We start from the raw sequence: 19,612 nt of genomic DNA on the forward strand, positions 1-19,612 counted from the left end.
CAGCTGTGTATAAGAGACAGCCGCCCGCCCTTCCCGGCCAACAGCGGCCTGTGGGGCTGCCCCACCATCATCAACAATGTGGAGACCCTGGCCAATGTGGCGCCCATCATCACCCGGGGGGCGGAGTGGTTCCGGCGGTACGGCACCCCCACCAGCCCGGGCACCAAGACCTTCGCCCTGGCCGGGCAGGTGGCCCATACGGGTCTGGTGGAAGTGCCCATGGGCATCACCCTGCGGGAAGTGGTATTCGACATCGGCGGCGGCCTGCGGCAGGGCAAAAAATTCAAGGCGGTGCAGATCGGCGGTCCCTCCGGCGGCTGCCTGACGGAAGAGCATCTGGATCTACCCCTGGATTTCGACTCCCTGCAAAAGGTGGGGGCCATGATCGGCTCCGGCGGTATGGTGGTCATCGGCCAGGACAGCTGTATGGTGGAAGTGGCCCGGTTTTTCATGACCTTCGTCCAGAACGAGTCCTGCGGCAAATGCGTGCCCTGCCGGGAAGGTACCCGGCGCATGCTGGAGATGTTGACCAAAATCACCACCGGCAAGGCCACGGAGGAGGATCTGGCCCTGCTGGAAGAACTGGCCCTGGTGGTGAAGGACGGGGCGCTGTGCGGCCTGGGTAAAACGGCGCCCAACCCGGTGCTGACCACCCTGCGCTACTTCCGGCACGAATATGAAGCCCACGTGCGGGATAAAAAATGCCCCGCCGGTGTGTGCAAGGAACTGCTCGGTTACTTTATCGACCCGGATAAATGCAAGGGATGCGGCCTGTGTGCCAGGAAATGCCCCGCGGAGGCCATCAGCGGGGAAAAGAAGCAGCCTCATGTTATCGACCAGGAGAAATGCATCAAGTGCGGCACATGCCTGGAGAACTGCAAATTTGACGCCGTATATACGGCGTAGGAGATCATCCCGGAATCGGGCAACGCTTCTCTGTTACGATAGAGCCCGGTCATCCATCGTATATACATCGCTGTCGGGTTTGTCCGGGGCCTGCCGGTGTTTCTACCGGCAGGTGCGACGAGGGAGGACCGCTGCCCGGGTGATTTTACGCCTGCACTGGTAAATTATTCAGGAAAGGAAGTGACCGCGGCAATGTCTTCCGGGAAAGTAACCGTGGACGGCCAGGTGGTGGAAATAAATGATGCCCGGAACATTCTGGAAGTGGTGCGCCGGGCCGGTATCAAGCTGCCCACCTTTTGTTATCATTCGGAATTGAGTGTTTACGGCGCCTGCCGCATGTGTATGGTGGAGGTGGAGGGCAGGGGGCTGGTGGCTTCCTGTTCCACACCCCCGGCCGACGGCATGGTCATTCACACCAGTACGCCCCGTACCCGCCGGCTGCGGCGCATGGTCATCGAACTGCTCCTGGCCAATCATGACCGGGAATGTACCAGCTGCGATCGCAGCGGCAGCTGCAAGCTGCAGCAGCTGGCCCGGCAGCTGGGGGTGACGGAGGTGCGCTTCGGCCACCGGGACAGGAAGGTGCCTGTGGACGGCACCTCATATGCCCTGGTGAAGAATCCCAACAAGTGCATCCTCTGCGGCGACTGCGTGCGCATGTGCAAGGAAATCCAGGGTTTGGGCATCTGGGATTTTGCCTTCCGGGGGGCCAAAACCATGGTGACCACCGCCTTTAACAAACCCCTGGCCGAGGTGGCCTGTGTCAACTGCGGCCAGTGTGCCGCCGTCTGCCCCACCGGGGCGCTGACGGTAAAATCCGAAGTGGACCGGGTTTGGGATGCCATCCTGGACCCCGCCAAAATGGTGGTGGTGCAGGTGGCTCCGGCGGTGCGGGTGGCCATTGGTGAGGAATTCGGCCTTCTGCCCGGGGAAAAGGCCACCGGCCAGATGGTGGCGGCCCTGAAAAAGCTGGGTTTCGACCGGGTATTTGATACCCTGTTTACCGCCGATATGACCACCATCGAGGAAGGGCTGGAGCTGTTGGGCCGGCTGGAAAAGGGCGGCAGGCTTCCCCTGTTCACCTCCTGCTGTCCGGCCTGGGTCAAGTACGCCGAGCAGTTTCATGCCGACCTGCTGGATAACCTGTCCACCTGCCGGTCTCCCCAGCAGATGTTCGGTTCCCTGGTCAAGAAACACTACGCCCGGGAAGTGGGCAAACAGCCGGCGGAAGTGGTCTGCGTGTCGGTGATGCCCTGTACGGCCAAGAAATTCGAGGCACGGCGGCCTGAATTTACCACCGAAGGCGTGCCCGATGTGGATTTTGTCCTCTCCACCACGGAGCTGGCCCGGATGATCAAAGAAGCCGGCATTGTTTTCAACGAACTGGAACCGGAGATGTTCGACAACCCCCTGGGCATGGGCTCCGGTGCGGCGGTTATTTACGGCGCCTCCGGCGGGGTGATGGAATCGGTGGTCCGTTTTGTCTCGACTCATCTTTCAGGCGGTGATGGGGGGCGGGTGGATTTCTACCCCGTCCGGGGAATGCAGGGCATCAAGGAAGCGTCGCTGGAATTGAACGGGCAGACTTTACAGCTGGCGGTGGTCAACGGCCTGGCCAACGCCGAAAAGCTGATCCAGCGCATCAAATCCGGCCGGGCCTTTTACCACGCCGTGGAAGTGATGGCCTGCCCCGGCGGCTGCCTGGGTGGCGGCGGCCAGCCCGTGCCCAACAACACCGCCGCCCGGCTGGGGCGCATGAAGGGCCTGTACGGCCTGGACCGGGCGGAACAGCTGCACAATCCCCAGGACAACATTTTTGTCACCAGGGCGCTGGAGCGCTGGTTCGGCGGGCCGGCCAACCCCAATACCCACCGGGACCTGCACACCCGCTATTACCCGCGGCGGCGCATCAGCGGCCGGCCCGTGGAGGTGAGCGGCCGCCGGGAGGAGCGCCCGGTGGAGGTGGCCGTGTGCGTGGGTACCAACTGTTACCTGAAAGGCTCCTATGATGTTTTGAACAAATTTATGGAACTGGCCAGGCAAATGGGCATCAGCGATTACATCCAGCTTAAAGGTACCTTCTGCCTGGAGCACTGCGATCAGGGAGTGAGCGTCAAGGTTAATGACGAAATCATCACCAACGTAACCCTGGAAAACGCTCCGGAGGTGTTTAAAACCCGCATCGCCGTTAAAGCCAGCCCGCCCTGGGTGGTTTGAGATAGGGCGGTGAGACAAGGGACGGGGCAGGAGCCCCGTCCTTTGTCTTGGAATAGACACCTACCGGGGTGAAGGCCGGTATTCTCTCATCTTTGACCACCGGAACTGCGGCCACCATGCGCGCATTCGGGAAAATCGAGGAAGTCATGGAAACCCTGGCCTGCAAACACCGGACCATCGAACAATTAATCCGGTTGCTCAGGAAAAAGGGGAAGGAAATCACGGCGGAATACCGTTAAGAGGTGGAAAACAACGTTGATATTGTAATGTTTAAACGTATGGGCTTAAAATCATTTTTCGTCGGTTTGCTCGGATCCCTGGTCATTTCAATTGCTGGATTTGCTGCTGTCCGCATTATTCATTTTTAAGCTTGGGAGGTATTAAAATGATTAGTGAGCTTGCTGAGCAACTTTTGAGAGGATATCAACTGGAAGTGGCAAGCATTTTCATTGACAGGATTATTCTGGCAGTGGATGGTTCCGCTCCGGCTGTTGGAGCAACTAAATATGCCGTAGCTTTAGCCAGGTGTCATGGTGCAAAGATAATGGCAGTGTTTGTAGACTCCGACGGTGAAGAGGCCGTAGTTCCGGATGATCAGCTGCAGGAAAAGGACCTGCGTATCAAGTTACACCCACTGACCCGACGACAAGGGGACTTTTTCTTTTAAAAATGGTTTTTTCGACCACTGCAGGAAGGATTATGCCTCTTTCTGGCGAAATGAAATTTAAGGTGAAAAACTTTTATCTACCTGAAGGAAAGTACCATGCTGGTGAATTTTCGCGTTGCCATCTACGAGATAATCCTGGCGGCCGGCCGGGAAGGGCTGATCCTGCCGCCCTATAAGGGTTCGACCCTGCGCGGGGGATTCGGCCGGGTTTTCCAGCGCATTACCTGTACATCACGGCAAAAAGATTGCCGGGCCTGCCTTCTAAGCCAGCACTGCCCCTATGCCTACATCTTCGAAACCAGTCCTCCCCCCGGTTCGGAGGCTCTCCGCAATTACGACAACGTGCCACGCCCGTTTGTTCTCGAGCCCCCCCTGGAAGAAAAGACCTTTTACCGCCCCGGAGAGACACTGGCCTTCCGGCTGATCCTCATCGGCAAAGCCGTGTCTTACTTGCCCTATTTCATCGTGGTTTTCAAAGAATTGGGTGAGATGGGAATCGGCAAAGGGCGCAAGAAATACCGCCTGAAAGAAATTGTGGCGGTGGATCCCCTGAAAAACCGGCGGGCGTCCATATACCTTGAGCAGGACAGAATGGTTAGAAATATAGAACTCCCGGTGCGGGGGAGCGACATTCCGGGGCTCGCGGGACTTTACGGGTCGCCTGAGGATCTGCTTCCGGCGTCCCCGGAGCCTTTTCTCCGGCAGCCGACCGCTACAGAGCCGCACCGCCTGGCAATCGATTTTTTGACCATGACCCGCCTTAAGTACGCGGAAGCCTACGCTGGTAAGATCGAATTTCACGTGCTCATCCGGAACCTCCTGCGCCGCCTTTCCTCCCTGGCTTATTTCCACCACGGCGAAGAATTAGAGCTGGATTTCACCGGGCTGATCGCCCGGGCCGCAGGGGTAAGGCTGGCGGAAGACTATACCCAATGGGTGGACTGGGAGCGGTTTTCCGCCCGCCAGGACAGCAGGATAAAGATGGGCGGCGTGGTGGGCCGGGCTCTATACGAGGGAGAGGTGGCGGAGTTCATTCCCCTTTTGCGGCTGGGCGAACTGGTCCACGTGGGCAAAGGGGCGGTTTTCGGGATGGGAAAGTACCGGGTGGAATTGGTCTGAGTGCAAGGAAGAAAAATGTCCGGCCATCAGCAGTTGGAACATATAACTAAGGTGGAGTCTGGCGATGGGAAGCAGGCAGCAACTGGAGCGTATCCTGGAGATCGACCGGCAGATCCGGGCGAAGAACTACCCCAACGCTACCCGCCTGGCCAGGGAGCTGGAAGTAAGCGAGCGGACCATCTACCAGGACCGGCAGTTCCTGGTGGACCGGCTGAAGGCGCCGCTGGCTTATGACCGCCGCCGCGGGGGATGGTACTATAAAGACCCCACCTGGGCACTGCCGTCGATAATGATCACTGATGGTGAATTGCTGGCTTTTTTCTTGAGCGTGGAGGTGGCGCAGCGTTATTTGGGAACAGCTTTTGAGGCTCCTTTGCGCTCGGCGGTGGAAAAGATCAGGATGGGGTTACAGGGGCAGGTGCAAGTTAATCTGGAGGAGTTGCGCACCTGCTATAGCATTGCCGCCCCGCCCGCAGTGATGGTAAAAAGGGAAGTACTCCTGGACCTGCACCGGGCGGTAAGGGAGTGTCTCCGGGTGAAAATCTTATACTACACGGCCAGCCGGGGTGCCAGGCAGGAGAGGATTGTGGAACCCTATCATCTATACAACCTGCGGGGAGATTGGTACCTGGTTGCCTTCGACCACTTCCGCAAGGAGATGCGGGTTTTTCACACCGGGAGGATTGAAAAGTGGGAGGTTCTCCGGGAACATTTCGCCCGCAACCCGGGATTTTCGGCGGAAGAGTGGATGGCTCAGGCTTTCTCGGCGGAACGGGGAAATGCGCCGGTGGAGGTTGTAATCCGCTTCGATCCTCATCAGGCCCGCTACATTCGGGAAAGATGCTGGCATCCAACCCAGGAGACGGAGGAACTCGGCGACGGTAGCCTGATCCTGCGCCTGCGGGTGGGTGGATTAGAAGAGATCAAACGCTGGGTTATGGGCTACGGCAGCCGTGCCGAGGTCCTGGCGCCGCCCGAGCTGAGGCGGGAAGTGGCGGAGGAAATAAGGGATATGCTGCGGCTATATCAAATAAAATCGCATTTACCGCCAAACTTGTCCGGGAACGAAAAAAGCTGCTTTACCCAAAAGTGAACGCGAATAGTCCGCCTAACTGAAAAATGTTTTACTTGCCTCAGGCACTGATCACTGGCTGCAGTACGCTTTGCTAAATTTATAAGAAACGGCTTGTGTGATAGTATTGTGATTTTGCGGCTTCCTGGATTAATAACCGTGGGAGGGCAACAATTTAATCAAGCAATAAAAGATTACCTGCCGCAAAACAGCAATGGTTAATTTTTACAAAGCGGAGTGGGGTGCAGGTTTTTATGGCGGCATTTTCAGGGGCTCAGGCCCAGAAATGGCTTATCCTGGCCTGCCGGATTGTGGTTTACGTTCTTTTTGCTGCGGTAGGGCTGGTAGTGGCTTCACCGGTACTTCTTTTCCTGCTGTTCCTCCTGGGGGGGCTTGCCGTTTCGGCATTGCTCTTTGCTGGTTGTATAATGGGCCTGGCAGCCATCGCAGCAGTCATCCTGCACCACCTGCTGGGTCTGCCCTTTTGGTTGTTGATGATTTTCACCGGCTTTGGGGCGCTTCTGTTTGGCATAGGGATGGTGGGCTCCCTTTGTTCCGGGAGCGGTGACGAAGCAGGCACGGGTAAAATTGTGCAGTCGAGGACAGCCTGTGTCCCCTGGTCATGGCTATTGGTTGGGTTCCTACTGGGGCATTGGTGGGGGGATGGGAATGGCGGGTAAGCTTGTTTTTTATCTTTTTAATGCTTTCCGAAAAAGGGGTGAAGATGTTTGTTTTCCTACGCCGGCCATCCGCTGATCGATGTGGGTATAGCCACCCTGGCCGCTTTTGCCGGGAAAAAAGATCCTTCGACGCTCCTCCCGGAAGATTTGGACAAGGCTATCCAATATATGCAAACCAATTATGTGGTTAATCCGCTAAAATCCTTTCTAACCGTTGCCTTTCCCAACTCCGGTTTTACAAACCCTGCCTTTGAGAAGCACCCGGAAAAGAGAAAAGCTTATGCGGAGTGGATTTTAAATGCCTGGCGCCAGGAGGATAAGAATAAGGAGGAGGGTGATCTCGCAAGGGGGAGTTATCCAGAAGAGCCCTTTCCTAGGGCAGCGAGCTGTGTCTTCACGCGGCGGCCGGCGGTGCTCAACGCCTTTCGCCAGCACGTTCCCCTGCTCACCGGTGAAGGGGTAATTAATTTTCATCCTTACGGTTCGGCCGGTCTGCCGGTATCCGGCGAGGCCCTGTTAGCCATCCAGGCATTTCCCCTGGGCTGCGCTAAGGTGCAGGGGCGGCTTCTGGCCGTACACTCCGACGATCCCGATCTGACCTATCGTTTTGCCCGGCTTTTCTTAGAGGAAAACCGCCGGGCGATTCAGACGGCACAGCAAATTGGGAGCAGTAAGCTGCCGGAAGCGCCGCACAAAGCAGGTACGTTGCTTCTGGACAAACTTTTCCAGATCGAACAAGAGCGCCTTCAGGAAAGCATTCAGGGAGCTGAAGGTGAAACGGCCCGGCTTCCGTCGGTTACTGCTTATCATTTAAGCAATTCAGGACAGGGGGTGGCTTTAGATATCTACCACCTCCCCCTGGAGATTATTGACTTTTTACGCACAGTACAGACTCCGCGATATATCGATGCCTGGAGGAAAATTTGCCAGCGGGGTTGGGAAATCGTTAAGGCAAAGAAAACGAAAAAGGGGGATGAGAGCACTCCCGAGCCGAGGTACAACATTCTTTACGAAGACATTTTACGCCTTCCCGAGAAGGCTGCTTCCTTCATTCGTTGCTATTTTTTGCGTACACCGGTTAGAGTCAGGGATAAAGGGGATCCGCGGGCTACTTATTCTTTGAAAACCGAAGCGGAGATGGTCAACTGGGGGCTGGTGGAGCTTTTTTTGAGAAAGGTGGTTCTTATGGAGGCAAGCCGCATTCAAAAGATACGAGACTTGGGCGACACCCTGGCAGAGTACGTACATGGCGAAAACGACCGCCGGTTTTTTCAAACTTTTTTAACGGCGCGCAATTACAATGTTTTGCGGGAGGCATTGATCCGCGTGAGTTTTGCGCGGATAAAAAAGAAGCAGCCGCCCCTTATAACTTTCGATCCCTATATCGAGATCTTCGAATATGGGGAAGGCCTGCCCGACGTTAACTGGCGCCTTATTCGCGACCTGATCCTGATCCGGATGATCGAGCGCCTGTACGAACTGGGCTGGATTCAAGAAAATGCTCAAGAAATACCCGAACCCGAAGAGGAAGTCGTTGCCTGAAAAGGAGGTACCTTAAGATGGCTTTTGTGACCGGCCTGTTTTTGATTGACGCCCCGGCTTCAGCCCTGAACAATATGGGCCAAATGGAAGGAACAATGACCGACAACGCTGTGGGAGTAAAGTGTATCTGGACACGGGAGGGAGCCTACCCGTACGTATCCGCGCAGGCCTTCCGCTACTGGTTGAGGAGCACTCTGGAAAAGGGACCCTGGGGCTGGAGAAAAGCTCCCATCTACAGGGAAGAAAAGATAGCCTACACGGACGCCAACCCCATCCGCTGGTGGGACGACGATCTTTTCGGCTACATGCGGGCGCCCTCCAAGCGGGCCTCGGCGGCCGCAGCCCGGGAGGCCGATGCTGTTCTGGAGAGCTTTACCCCGGTAGAAGAGACGGTTACCCGGGTTTCTCCGTTCCGGGTGAGCACTCTCGTTTCCCTTGCTCCGGTAAGGATTGTCAACGATTTCGGGGTAATGGCGCGCCACGAAGGAGATCCGGTTCCTCACGAGCACCAGTTTTACCGGGCAACCCTGCAGAGTCTTTTCTCCCTGGATTTGCATGCCGCCGGAACTTTTACCTACAGGCAAAAAACCGGGTATTTAAATCTGGACAAGGTCCGCATGGCGGAAGCTCAAGAGAAAAAACTCGAAGAATTACCGGAAGAAAAGGCCTACCGGCTACCGGTAGAAGAGCGCCTCAAGCGCATCTCTGCCCTTTTGGAAGCGCTGGCCCAGTTAGAAGGGGGAGCCAAGCAGGCCCTTCATTATACAGATATTACCCCTGATTTACTTATTGCTGCCGTGACCAGGGGGGGAAACAATATCTTCGGGCACGTTATCGGGGTAGACTCCGCCCAGCTTCCTGTAGTAAAAATTGAAGCTCTGCGGGAAAGTTTAACTGTATTTAATGAAGAGATCCTTTCCCGGGTTTACATAGGTTGGGTAAAGGGCTACCGGGACGAGGAAAGGAAACGTTTCGAAGCTTCGCTGGAGGCGGAAGAAGGCTTGAAAAGCTGGCGGGAGAAAATTGTCCTGGGCCATCCCCGGGAGGTTCTCAAAGAATTGGTTGGTGAGTTAGAGTCCAACCCCAGCCTGCTTGCGTGATCCGGTTGCCGGGAGGGAGTCGTATGCAGGTGCTCAAAGTAGTGGCCGAGGGTCTCACCACCTCCTTTCGCTACCCGCACTTTATTCAGGGCGTACAGCCGACCTACGAGATGCCGCCTCCGGCAACTCTGTACGGCCACATCTGCAGCGCCCTTGGCGAGTGGTTTGATCCGGCGGGGGTGGAATTTGCCGTTCACTTCACCTATGCGGCGCGCTTTTCCGAGGTGGAGCACACACACATCCTGCGGCCCTCTACGGGAAGACTGGCGGGAACAAAGATACCCAAAGTTCTGGAAGGTGAGGTCAATCCTTTTGTGCGCCAGGTTCTATTTCGCCCGCGTCTAGTTTTATATCTCAACCGTCCGCAATGGGCCGGCGCCTTCCGCAGCCCTCGCTACCCCGTAGTGCTGGGCCGTTCCCAGGATCTGTTTTTTTATCGAAGTGTGGAGATCGTTACTTTGGAGCGGGCTGAAAACGCCTACCTGGAGCACACCCTGGTTCCCTATGACTTTGTCCGCTATACGGCACGAGGTGTCGTAGTGCTGATGCCCCGGTTTCTGGAATACGAGAAGAACAGGTTCCCTGCCTTTTGCCGGTACGTCGTTTTACACCGGCGCGTCCACGCACGGGATTTTGTGCGCTATGAAAAAGAGCCGGCACCGCTGTTTTGGGTGGATCCTGCTTCGCCGGAGATAGACGGGGACCGCCTGGGATTGATTTTTCACCGGTGGGTTGGAGACTATGAGGGAAGCTCTCTGTCGGTGTCCTGAATGGCTTTCCGATATTTGGGCCAAAAGCCCTGCTCCTGGCGAGACGGAAGGACAGAGCCTTTGCGCGCACACGTGGGAGGTTCTGGCCCGGCTGCGGGATTTGGCAAGCCTGCGCCCATGGCTTCCCGAGCTCTGTGGTTTTCCGCGTCTTTGGAATGTGCTTTTCTGGGCCGCTTTTTTCCATGATTGGGGGAAGGCTGCAAGGGGTTTTCAAGACATGCTGAAGCGAAAGGGTAAATGGCCCCACCGCCATGAGGTCTTATCTCTTTTGTTTTTAGAATGGATCCTGGCCGCCGGGGAAGCAGATGAGGTAGCAGCTGTCATTCTTTCCCACCACCGCGACGCTGACGAATTGGAGCGCCTTTACCCCCCAGGCCTGTCTCCGGAGGATGACCCGCTATCGGAAATCTTAAATGAACTGGAGGAGGCGACATTACAAAAACTATACCGGTGGCTGGCGGAAATATGCCCCGTATGGGTTAAAGAACTGGGGTTTGACAAACTGGGGGTTAGCTATTCCCTGCCCATTTCCTTCAATGAAGCGGTTGCTGGGAAACAATCCGGCCCGGATACGGTACGCCGGCTGCTTTCCCGCTACAGCCGCCTTGTCCGCGGTTTCCGGGAAGGGACAGACCCATCCCGGGCATTAGCAGGGATTTTATTGCGTGGACTGATGCTGCAGGCTGACCACGCCGCCTCTGCCTTCACAGGGGTTATAGCGGGCCTTGCCGGCTTCCGGCAAAAAGTGCTCACCGGGGCGAGATTATCGCTCGAAAAGCTTTATTTTCACCAGAAGAAAGCCGCCGAAGCTCCGGAATGCGCTGTTTTGGTGGCGCCCACGGGCAGCGGTAAAACGGAGGCGGCTCTCCTTTGGGCTGCCCGGCAGGCCGAAACCAGACACGGGCTACCCCGCCTTTTTTACGTTCTTCCCTACCAGGCCAGCATGAACGCCATGTACGACCGGCTGACAGAAATCTTTACCGGCCAGGTGGGGCTTTTACACAGCCGCAGCCTGCTCGCCCTTTACCGGCGCTTTATGGAGAGAGAGGAAAATCCTGCAGAAGCGGCCGGCAAGGCGCGCCGGGAAAGAAATTTAGCCCGGTTGCGCTTCTACCCGGTAAGCATCTTTAGCCCTTACCAGATGCTCAAAGGAGTATACAGGCTTAAAGGTTATGAAGCGATCCTTGCCGATTACGCCGGAGCTGCCTTTATATTTGACGAAATTCACGCATACGAGCCGGGTCGCCTGGCCATGATCCTGGAAACTATTGGCTATCTTCGGAAAAATTTTGGCAGCCGTTTTTTTATCATGTCGGCGACGCTACCCCGCCCGGTGCGGCTGCGGGTTCAAGAAGTGCTGGGGGATGCTCAAAGCATTATTGCTTCGCCGGATCTCTTCCACGCATTTTCCCGACACCAGATTAACCTGCTGGAAGGGGAGTTGCTGGAAAAGGGCTCTCTGGAGCAGATTGTCTCCGTTTACAGAAAAGGCGGGGCGGTCCTGGTTACGTGCAATACGGTGAAAAGAGCTCAGGAGGCCTACCGCTGCTTAAAGGGAAAAATTCCCGAGGAACGGCTTGTCCTCCTGCACGGGCGCTTCAACGGGCGCGACAGGCTGGAAAAAGAGGGCAGGATTATGGAGGCGGTGGCGGTAGGCAAAAAGCAGCGAAATCCGGCGGTTGTGGTGGCTACACAGGTGGTGGAAGTAAGCCTGAACATCGATTTGGACGTACTTTTTACCGACCCGGCTCCTCTGGAGGCGCTGGTGCAGCGGTTCGGGCGGGTGAACCGGAAAAGGAGGGTGGCTCTTGCCCCGGTAAATGTTTTTGTCGCACCCGCCCGGGGAGAAGGAGTTTACTCAAGCGAACTGGTGGAAAAAAGCCTTAATATTTTAGAAAAAAACGCCAACGGGCGGGCGGTGGACGAATCCCTGGTTCAGACGTGGCTGGACGAAATATATACCGGTGAGGTGCTTAACCGGTGGGAGAACGGTTATGAGCAGGTGGCCGGTGAGTTCAGGCGGGCCTTTTTAGACACCCTGCGGCCTTTCGACAGCGACGATGCCCTGGAAGAAGCCTTTGCGCGGCTTTTTGACGGGGTAGAAGTTCTGCCGGCGGTTCTTTGGGAAGAATACAGGGCTTTAAGAGAACAAAGGCCCCTTGAAGCCTCCCAGCTCCTGGTCCCCATTTCCTGGGGATGGTGGGAGAAAATAAGAAAAGCCGGTCTTGTTCGCTCGCGGCCCGGGGAATGGCCGCCCGTGGTAGACGTCCCCTATTCGCCGGAGATGGGGCTGGAACCTGGAAAAGCTTGAGTTTCAGGCATAGTAAAAAAGAAGGGAGGTTTTTGCGTGCTGGAGCTTCTTAAGGCGGCCGTGCGGAACGGGTATGCCGACGAGTGGCCTGAAGAAGAAGGAGAAGATTTCCTGGCGGTTGTGCGGGGGGCTGATTTTTTGCTGAAGGGCGCCGTCTGGGGAGCCATCCGGGAACTGGAGAAAGTCAAGCACTGGCACGCGGCGGCTTTTGAGCTGTTGCGGGAGTTTGTTCCCGAAGATCTTCTGGTTAACGCCGCCGCCGAGCTGTACCACCACTCCTTTTTTCCGGGAAGCCATCTTCTGTTCATCCTGGGAGCCCTCCTGGGACCGGTGGCCGATGATGTTCAGGAATACTTTTTTAAAGCCCGGGAATTTTTCACGCGGGTAGTGGGCTTAAGGTACGAGGAGCGGTTCCGGGAGGCGGCGCTCCTTGCCCCGGGCATGCCCGTAGTCCTGGTTCGGGAGCCGGAGAACAAAGTTGACCCCAGTGCAGTGGCGGTCCTTTCCCCCTGGGGGACCTGCCTGGGCTACCTGCGCGCTCCTCTGGCTTCCGTAATCAGTTCCCGCTGCGAGGACGGGGAAACATTTTTTGCTTGCGTGGCGGCAATTCTGGGTGCGGAGTACGATCCCAACGAGCGGCTTCACCTAAAGGTGAGAAGCGGTCCCCCGGAAGGGAAGATTATCATGCTGAAATTTTTGGAAACAACGAACGGGGCTCCGGAAGGGTTGGCCTCCCCCGGTTTAAGTTAGAAAGCGGACCCCTGGTTTATTTCTTCCGGATTTTAATTTATACCGGGTAGGTGATAAATACATGCCCGAACTGTTCATAACCGAATACGGCGTTTCCCTGGGGAAGAAAAGCGAGCGGCTGGTGGTTAAAGAAAAAGGCCAGGTGGTCGAGGAAGTTCCCTTCCGGGACATCACCCAGATTACCATTGCTTCCTCGGGGGTATCTATTTCCGCCGATGTTATCAGGGAGTGCGTGGAGTGCGGCGTGCAGATCAATTTTTTGACTTCTACGGGGAAGCCGTACGCCCGGTTGACCGCGCCCAGTTTAACGGGTACGGTAATCACGCGCCGGGAGCAGATTTTGGCCTACCGGGACGGGCGCGGCCTGTACCTGTCCAAATGCTTCGTGGAAGGAAAGCTGAAGAACCAGGCCAACCTGATCAAATATTTCGCCAAATACCGGCGAAATACCGACACCGTTCTTTACGAGGACCTGCAGGCCGTTTGCCGCCAACTGGAAAACGCCGTACTGGAACTGGAGGAGATCGAGGGAGAGAATATCGATGAGGTCCGGCCCCGGCTCTTTTCCGTGGAAGGGAGGGCCGCCCTGCAGTACTGGGGAGCTGTGGCTATGCTTTTGCGAGGCCATGTGGAGTTTACCGGGCGGGAGCACCGGGGAGCCGCCGACCCCGTAAACGCCGCTTTAAACTACGGCTACGGCATCCTTTACGGCCAGATCTGGGGTGCGGTGATGCTGGCCGGGCTGGAGCCCTTTGCCGGTTTCCTGCATACCGACCGCCCGGGAAAGCCGAGTTTGGTCCTGGACCTGACCGAGGAGTTCCGGCCCGCCGTGGTGGACCGGGCGATCGTTTCCTTTTTCACCAGGGGCGGAACCATTGCCATGGAGGACGAAAAGCTCTCCCAGGAAAGCCGCCGGGAAATTGCCCGGCGCGTTTTGGAAAGGCTCGACGGTGAAGAAAACTACGACGGGAAAAAGCACAAGGTGCGCACAATAATCCAGATGCAATCCCGCCGCCTGGCCTCCTACCTGCGGGGGGAAGGGAAATACAGGCCCTTTCTGACGGGGTGGTAGGGATGAAAACTTTTGTCATTTACGATATCACGGAAGACCGCCTCCGCAACAAAGTGTTCCAGACCTGCAAGGATTACGGCCTGACCCACATCCAGTATTCCGCCTTTTTCGGTGAACTCAACCACAACCGGCGGGAAGAGCTCTACCGGCGGCTTAAAAGGACGGTCGGTAAGAAAGAAGGGAAAATAGTCATCGTTCCGGTGTGCGACAAAGATCTGCGATTGCTGCTGGAAATCTGCGTTCCGGAAGGAGAGCCTCTCATGCCGGCGGATAAGCCCGCCGGGTATATCATCAGGTGATGGTGGTGTTTTATTTAACAGTTACCGACTTGAAACAATTTTTCTATTGCCCGCGCATCATCTATTTTACCTACGTTTTACCGGTGGAAAGAAAAGTAACCGCCAAAATGCAGGAGGGTGCCCTAGCTCACCTGGAGGCCGTGCGTTTGGAAGGGCGGCGGAGCCTCAAGGCTTTTAAACTGGAGGAAGGCCAGCGTATTTTCCGTACCCCTCTGGTTTCCGAGCGGCTTGGCCTCACGGGTCTTTTGGACATGCACCTGGTCACTCCCACCGGCTGTTTTCCTGTGGAGTTCAAGGATACCAACAGTCCTTTGTCCGTCAACCATAAATACCAGCTGGCCGCCTACGTCCTTTTGCTTGAGGAACATTATGGCAAACCCGTGCGCGGCGGCTTTATCTATTACCTCCCCCGCAAAACGGCCCGTTATATAGAAGTGACCCCGGGGATGCGCGTTCATGTGAAGGATAAATTGAAAAAAATCCGCAGCCTGATCGAAAGGCAGATTTTCCCGGAGGCCCCGCGTCGCCGGGGCAGGTGCGTGGATTGTGAGTACAAAAATTTCTGCGGGGATGTGGGATAATGTATTTTTTTACAGATGAAGAAAAGAAGAACCTCTACCGGGGCCTTTTGCCAAAGGCGAGGGAAATGGGCGTGGCCGACGAACTGCGGGGGTGGAACTGGCCTTTCCCGCCTCTGGCGCCCATTTACGACGTCCTGCTCGCCATCTACGAAGTGGCCGGGGCCTATTGCCCGACGGGCCGCGACCTGTATTTGCGCAGGGTGAAAGGAATTAAGACCAGGCCCAATTTAGCCATGCAAAAAGGCACCGTTCTGCACGGAGCCCTTGCCCACCTTATTGTAGCCGCTAAAAGAATAATTTACGAAGAGGGAGTGGCGAATTACCAGAAAATTGTTGCCCGTCTTAACGAATTGCCGCTGTACCCGCCGGAGTGCTGGCCGGGGGAAGCTGATCCGGGGGAAGACCCGGAAAACTATGCCCGCCTGCTCCGGAATGTTAAAGTTCTCACGGATTTTGAAAAATCCCGCCTCATCGCCCGGATCCAGGAAATACTGGTCAAACAGCCTTACATCGGGGAAGATTCCCTGGTCAGCCTGGCCATTCCGGTGGTGGTAGAACAGAAGCTGGACGGTTCCTTTCTGGGTTTAAGCCCGAATTTAAGCACTGATGCCGTTACTTATCCCGAGCCGGTTATCGTGGATTTAAAGTTCGGGCGCCCGCAGCCTTTTCACCGGTTGAATACCACCGGTTACGCCCTGGTTATGGAATCTTTGTATGAATTTCCGGTCAACCTGGGGTGCCTCGTTTATGCCGAGTTCAAAGACGACAGGCTGCTTGTAAGGAAAGACCTGCACATCATCAGCGACGAATTGCGCCAGCGGTTCTGCGAAGTACGGGATGAAAAAGCCCGGCTGGTGGCGGAGGAAATTGATCCGGGAGTGCCGGAAAACTGCCCCGCCTCATGCCCGTATTTTCCTTTTTGCCGGTAATAAATGTATCCGCCGGGGAAGGTATTTTTCCCCCGGCGGTGAAATGAATGTCAGGTGGATAACTGGCTTTGTGATCATTTCGCAAATACCCCCGGCTTTCGTGCAGAAAAACCATTTTCGAAAAAAATGCTTTCCTGAGCCGCATCAGAAAGCCGCCAGCCCGCATAACAGCTGGATTTTTTCTGGCCATCGCGGTCGGTTGCACCCACTGACCCGACGAAAAGGGGACTGAAAGTGATGTATACTCCTTGGACCAGAAGCGTAGAAACCGTTGCACCCACTGACCCGACGAAAAGGGGACTGAAAGTCCTGGCGGCGCACCAGAGCCCGACCAACAAGCAAATGTTGCACCCACTGACCCGACGAAAAGGGGACTGAAAGTGTACCTGGCGCAAACGGCGGAAATCGCCCCCGCGGGTTGCACCCACTGACCCGACGAAAAGGGGACTGAAAGGCAGCGCCGGTTTTCCCAGGCCATCGGCAGCCAGAGTTGCACCCACTGACCCGACGAAAAGGGGACTGAAAGTTAGTTGGGAACCACCGGCAGGGCTTAAAGCGGCGCTGGTTGCACCCACTGACCCGACGAAAAGGGGACTGAAAGTCACAGACCAACGGCGGCTGGAACCAGGGCACCCGGTTGCACCCACTGACCCGACGAAAAGGGGACTGAAAGTAACAATAAGACCAGCCTGGCCAGACTTTGCCGAATACCAGGTTGCACCCACTGACCCGACGAAAAGGGGACTGAAAGCAACTTCTGGCCGTCGGCCTGGGGCTTCCAGTATTCAGTTGCACCCACTGACCCGACGAAAAGGGGACTGAAAGACAACTCTTCCCGGGTTACGGCATCCTTTGGCCTGGTGCGTTGCACCCACTGACCCGACGAAAAGGGGACTGAAAGACCACTATCAGCGCTGTACCAGACTCTTCCGCATCCCGGGCGTTGCACCCACTGACCCGACGAAAAGGGGACTGAAAGCGAACCAACTCGCGTTTTTTGGTGTTAGCCCACTCTGTTGCACCCACTGACCCGACGAAAAGGGGACTGAAAGCTATCGGGACCAATATAAAGCCTGGGCGAAGCAGGGTTGCACCCACTGACCCGACGAAAAGGGGACTGAAAGTGTTCAGCGGATTAGTCCTCATAACTCCCCCGGCGACGTTGCACCCACTGACCCGACGAAAAGGGGACTGAAAGGAGCTTTGTATCGTCTAGTTTCGCGCAGGCAGGGTAAAGTTGCACCCACTGACCCGACGAAAAGGGGACTGAAAGCTAATTCCCGTGCCAGTTGTCGCCAGAATTTGACCGCATGTTGCACCCACTGACCCGACGAAAAGGGGACTGAAAGTGTTCAGCGGATTAGTCCTCATAACTCCCCCGGCGACGTTGCACCCACTGACCCGACGAAAAGGGGACTGAAAGGAGCTTTGTATCGTCTAGTTTCGCGCAGGCAGGGTAAAGTTGCACCCACTGACCCGACGAAAAGGGGACTGAAAGCGGTATAGGTTGTTCCAGGGGTAAGCCCGGTCAGTGGGGTTGCACCCACTGACCCGACGAAAAGGGGACTGAAAGGACCGGCCAGAGGCTGTCGGTGTCCAAGGTAGCCATCAAGTTGCACCCACTGACCCGACGAAAAGGGGACTGAAAGTGGAAGGTCCGCTTCGCGCTGCACCGGGGGATTGGAGTTGCACCCACTGACCCGACGAAAAGGGGACTGAAAGTGGAAGGTCCGCTTCGCGCTGCACCGGGGGATTGGAGTTGCACCCACTGACCCGACGAAAAGGGGACTGAAAGCCGCAGGGTCCTGCCGAGCCTTCCGTGAACCACGGGTTGCACCCACTGACCCGACGAAAAGGGGACTGAAAGGGCAACCACCCGCACGTCAACGATGAACCGCATGCTGTGTTGCACCCACTGACCCGACGAAAAGGGGACTGAAAGCCGGTTTGCGGGTAAGGCCATGTTCTTCTGCGCGGAGATGTTGCACCCACTGACCCGACGAAAAGGGGACTGAAAGATAGTAATTCGTAATGGTCCACTAATTTCTACGCTAGTTGCACCCACTGACCCGACGAAAAGGGGACTGAAAGGATACCTTCAGGCCCACGGGCAGGCGTGCATTATCAAGGTTGCACCCACTGACCCGACGAAAAGGGGACTGAAAGCCGAGTGGTTGCACGAGCAGGCCAGGCCACATCAGCGTTGCACCCACTGACCCGACGAAAAGGGGACTGAAAGGTCAGTAACGCCAACCTTTTCTAAAGCCGCCGTAAGTTGCACCCACTGACCCGACGAAAAGGGGACTGAAAGAGTTTCAGATCGCCGAATTTCTCTGGCGGCATTGCGGCGTTGCACCCACTGACCCGACGAAAAGGGGACTGAAAGCCTGGGGATCGAGGGGGCGACTGCAGAGGTTGAATTGTTGCACCCACTGACCCGACGAAAAGGGGACTGAAAGCGCCCAGCTTGTCCCGGATGCGCTGTTCCCAGCCCACGTTGCACCCACTGACCCGACGAAAAGGGGACTGAAAGGCAAGGGGACTCCAGCGTCCCGCAGTTCCTTAGCAGTTGCACCCACTGACCCGACGAAAAGGGGACTGAAAGAATGAGCGGGCAGCTCCAGCTCCCCCCGGACTATTCGGTTGCACCCACTGACCCGACGAAAAGGGGACTGAAAGGAGTACAGCGAAGCCTGCAGTACAGTCGGCAAGAGGTTGCACCCACTGACCCGACGAAAAGGGGACTGAAAGAAATTCATCCTTAAAAGCCCGTAGAGCCGCCTCTATTAGGTTGCACCCACTGACCCGACGAAAAGGGGACTGAAAGCTCATAAATTCTATTTAATCCCTCCATTCATCGTAAGTTGCACCCATTGACCCGACGAAAAGGGGACTGAAAGCTAGCCGGAAAGGTTTCTATCAGGTCCAAAAACGTTAGTTGCACCCATTGACCCGACGAAAAGGGGACTGAAAGTACAGGTCCTGACCGTAGGGACGCACGGGCAGCCCGGCGTTGCACCCATTGACCCGACGAAAAGGGGACTGAAAGTGAATAAGAGGGACATTTCCGACCGGACGGCCACCGTTGCACCCACTGACCCGACGAAAAGGGGACTGAAAGGAAACAAACAAGCTGAACCCGGAGGACCTAATTAAGTTGCACCCACTGACCCGACGAAAAGGGGACTGAAAGCCAATTGTCAATTCTCAAAATAAACCGGAAAAAATTATCATATTAAATTAGGTCAGCCAGCCACAAAACCTAAGAAATTATCACTTTAAAAAGGTAAACCCAAATACAATTCTCAAATAGCGTTGGCGAACAAAAAGCCGGGCTGCCTCATTTTTCAGGCACCCCGACCAATTGTTCCGGTTAAAGCAGCCGCCTTTTTTTAATGGCCAGCATTTCGGCCCGGGCTTCTCCTAATTTTTCCCGGAACACGGTGGCAAACCAGGTAGCCCGATTTTTTGTCGGCGGGTAATGCCTGGCCTTATCGGCCACCTTGCAGACTGCCTCAATCATTTCTTCCGGGCTGTAACCCAGCTCTATGGCCAACTCATTGCTGCAGGCAACAAATTATAAAAACCTGTGTTGGC

17 protein-coding genes and 1 CRISPR repeat array are annotated in these 19,612 nt (G+C 56.0%); of the genes, 16 read left to right on the plus strand and 1 reads right to left on the minus strand.

All coding sequences use genetic code 11. The features are described 5' to 3' along the window. The 16 genes from GFC01_RS00005 to cas4a form a co-directional block, all read left to right on the plus strand. Window positions 1-906, plus strand: a 906-nt coding sequence (locus GFC01_RS00005; RefSeq protein WP_152944609.1) for an NADH-ubiquinone oxidoreductase-F iron-sulfur binding region domain-containing protein, incomplete at its 5' end; no start/stop codon positions are given. A gap of 192 nt (window positions 907-1,098) precedes the next feature. Further along, a complete protein-coding gene (locus tag GFC01_RS00010; protein ID WP_152944610.1) occupies window positions 1,099-3,123 on the plus strand; it encodes a [FeFe] hydrogenase, group A in 2,025 nt (674 codons plus the stop codon). Window positions 3,124-3,215: 92 nt separating this feature from the next. Then, window positions 3,216-3,362, plus strand: coding sequence for a hypothetical protein (locus tag GFC01_RS00015; protein WP_152944611.1), 147 nt, complete (start codon window positions 3,216-3,218; stop codon window positions 3,360-3,362). A gap of 146 nt (window positions 3,363-3,508) precedes the next feature. Continuing rightward, the gene (locus GFC01_RS00020) at window positions 3,509-3,790 is read left to right on the plus strand and encodes a universal stress protein (RefSeq protein WP_152944612.1); all 282 of its coding nucleotides are present in this window, start codon (window positions 3,509-3,511) and stop codon (window positions 3,788-3,790) included. A 96-nt stretch (window positions 3,791-3,886) separates the two neighbouring features. Further along, window positions 3,887-4,909 (plus strand): CRISPR system precrRNA processing endoribonuclease RAMP protein Cas6, encoded by a 1,023-nt coding sequence (gene cas6 / locus GFC01_RS00025; RefSeq protein ID WP_152944613.1) that lies wholly within the window; start codon window positions 3,887-3,889, stop codon window positions 4,907-4,909. A 64-nt stretch (window positions 4,910-4,973) separates the two neighbouring features. Beyond that, window positions 4,974-6,002 (plus strand): helix-turn-helix transcriptional regulator, encoded by a 1,029-nt coding sequence (locus GFC01_RS00030; protein WP_152944614.1) that lies wholly within the window; start codon window positions 4,974-4,976, stop codon window positions 6,000-6,002. 233 nt (window positions 6,003-6,235) lie between these two features. Further along, entirely contained in the window at window positions 6,236-6,661 is a 426-nt protein-coding gene (locus tag GFC01_RS00035; protein WP_152944615.1) for a hypothetical protein, read from the plus strand. A gap of 48 nt (window positions 6,662-6,709) precedes the next feature. After that, window positions 6,710-8,203 carry a type I-B CRISPR-associated protein Cas8b1/Cst1 gene (locus GFC01_RS00040; RefSeq protein WP_152944616.1) on the plus strand — a complete coding sequence of 498 codons (1,494 nt, stop codon included), beginning with the start codon at window positions 6,710-6,712 and terminating at the stop codon, window positions 8,201-8,203. A 17-nt stretch (window positions 8,204-8,220) separates the two neighbouring features. After that, entirely contained in the window at window positions 8,221-9,303 is a 1,083-nt protein-coding gene (gene cas7i / locus GFC01_RS00045) for a type I-B CRISPR-associated protein Cas7/Cst2/DevR (RefSeq protein ID WP_152944617.1), read from the plus strand. Between the two features lie 23 nt (window positions 9,304-9,326). Then, window positions 9,327-10,073, plus strand: coding sequence for a CRISPR-associated protein Cas5 (gene cas5, locus GFC01_RS00050; RefSeq protein ID WP_152944618.1), 747 nt, complete (start codon window positions 9,327-9,329; stop codon window positions 10,071-10,073). Continuing rightward, entirely contained in the window at window positions 10,045-12,384 is a 2,340-nt protein-coding gene (cas3, locus tag GFC01_RS00055) for a CRISPR-associated helicase Cas3' (protein ID WP_152944619.1), read from the plus strand. Before cas5 ends, cas3 begins: the two co-directional genes overlap by 29 nt. A gap of 36 nt (window positions 12,385-12,420) precedes the next feature. Next, entirely contained in the window at window positions 12,421-13,134 is a 714-nt protein-coding gene (locus tag GFC01_RS18990) for an HIRAN domain-containing protein (RefSeq protein WP_207707556.1), read from the plus strand. A gap of 61 nt (window positions 13,135-13,195) precedes the next feature. Then, window positions 13,196-14,206: a CRISPR-associated endonuclease Cas1 gene (gene cas1 / locus GFC01_RS00065; RefSeq protein WP_152944620.1), complete on the plus strand. Its 1,011-nt coding sequence runs from the start codon at window positions 13,196-13,198 to the stop codon at window positions 14,204-14,206. A 2-nt stretch (window positions 14,207-14,208) separates the two neighbouring features. Then, window positions 14,209-14,505 carry a CRISPR-associated endonuclease Cas2 gene (gene cas2, locus GFC01_RS00070; RefSeq protein WP_152944621.1) on the plus strand — a complete coding sequence of 99 codons (297 nt, stop codon included), beginning with the start codon at window positions 14,209-14,211 and terminating at the stop codon, window positions 14,503-14,505. Continuing rightward, window positions 14,505-15,086 (plus strand): CRISPR-associated protein Cas4, encoded by a 582-nt coding sequence (gene cas4, locus GFC01_RS00075; protein ID WP_152944738.1) that lies wholly within the window; start codon window positions 14,505-14,507, stop codon window positions 15,084-15,086. Before cas2 ends, cas4 begins: the two co-directional genes overlap by 1 nt. Then, window positions 15,086-16,015, plus strand: a complete 930-nt coding sequence (cas4a, locus tag GFC01_RS00080) for a type I-A CRISPR-associated protein Cas4/Csa1 (RefSeq protein ID WP_152944622.1) — start codon at window positions 15,086-15,088, stop codon at window positions 16,013-16,015. The genes cas4 and cas4a overlap by 1 nt, the downstream gene beginning before the upstream one ends. Window positions 16,016-16,213: 198 nt before the next feature. Continuing rightward, window positions 16,214-19,208: direct repeats of the CRISPR family, unit length 37 nt; unit sequence GTTGCACCCACTGACCCGACGAAAAGGGGACTGAAAG. Window positions 19,209-19,388: 180 nt separating this feature from the next. Here the strand turns inward: cas4a and GFC01_RS00085 are convergent. After that, the gene (locus GFC01_RS00085; protein WP_243137096.1) at window positions 19,389-19,571 is read right to left on the minus strand and encodes a hypothetical protein; all 183 of its coding nucleotides are present in this window, start codon (window positions 19,569-19,571) and stop codon (window positions 19,389-19,391) included. Window positions 19,572-19,612: the final 41 nt, after the last annotated feature.

This window comes from Desulfofundulus thermobenzoicus (assembly GCF_009428905.1).
Taxonomy (GTDB): Bacteria; Bacillota; Desulfotomaculia; order Desulfotomaculales; family Desulfovirgulaceae; genus Desulfofundulus_A; species Desulfofundulus_A thermobenzoicus.

Coding starts and splice junctions, on each gene's coding strand:
- GFC01_RS00010 (WP_152944610.1), top strand. CDS start 1,099: ATGTCTTCCGGGAAAGTAACCGTGGACGGCCAGGTGGTGGAAATAAAT.
- GFC01_RS00020 (WP_152944612.1), top strand. CDS start 3,509: ATGATTAGTGAGCTTGCTGAGCAACTTTTGAGAGGATATCAACTGGAA.
- cas6 (WP_152944613.1), top strand. CDS start 3,887: ATGCTGGTGAATTTTCGCGTTGCCATCTACGAGATAATCCTGGCGGCC.
- GFC01_RS00030 (WP_152944614.1), top strand. CDS start 4,974: ATGGGAAGCAGGCAGCAACTGGAGCGTATCCTGGAGATCGACCGGCAG.
- GFC01_RS00035 (WP_152944615.1), top strand. CDS start 6,236: ATGGCGGCATTTTCAGGGGCTCAGGCCCAGAAATGGCTTATCCTGGCC.
- cas7i (WP_152944617.1), top strand. CDS start 8,221: ATGGCTTTTGTGACCGGCCTGTTTTTGATTGACGCCCCGGCTTCAGCC.
- cas5 (WP_152944618.1), top strand. CDS start 9,327: ATGCAGGTGCTCAAAGTAGTGGCCGAGGGTCTCACCACCTCCTTTCGC.
- cas3 (WP_152944619.1), top strand. CDS start 10,045: ATGAGGGAAGCTCTCTGTCGGTGTCCTGAATGGCTTTCCGATATTTGG.
- cas1 (WP_152944620.1), top strand. CDS start 13,196: ATGCCCGAACTGTTCATAACCGAATACGGCGTTTCCCTGGGGAAGAAA.
- cas2 (WP_152944621.1), top strand. CDS start 14,209: ATGAAAACTTTTGTCATTTACGATATCACGGAAGACCGCCTCCGCAAC.
- cas4 (WP_152944738.1), top strand. CDS start 14,505: ATGGTGGTGTTTTATTTAACAGTTACCGACTTGAAACAATTTTTCTAT.
- cas4a (WP_152944622.1), top strand. CDS start 15,086: ATGTATTTTTTTACAGATGAAGAAAAGAAGAACCTCTACCGGGGCCTT.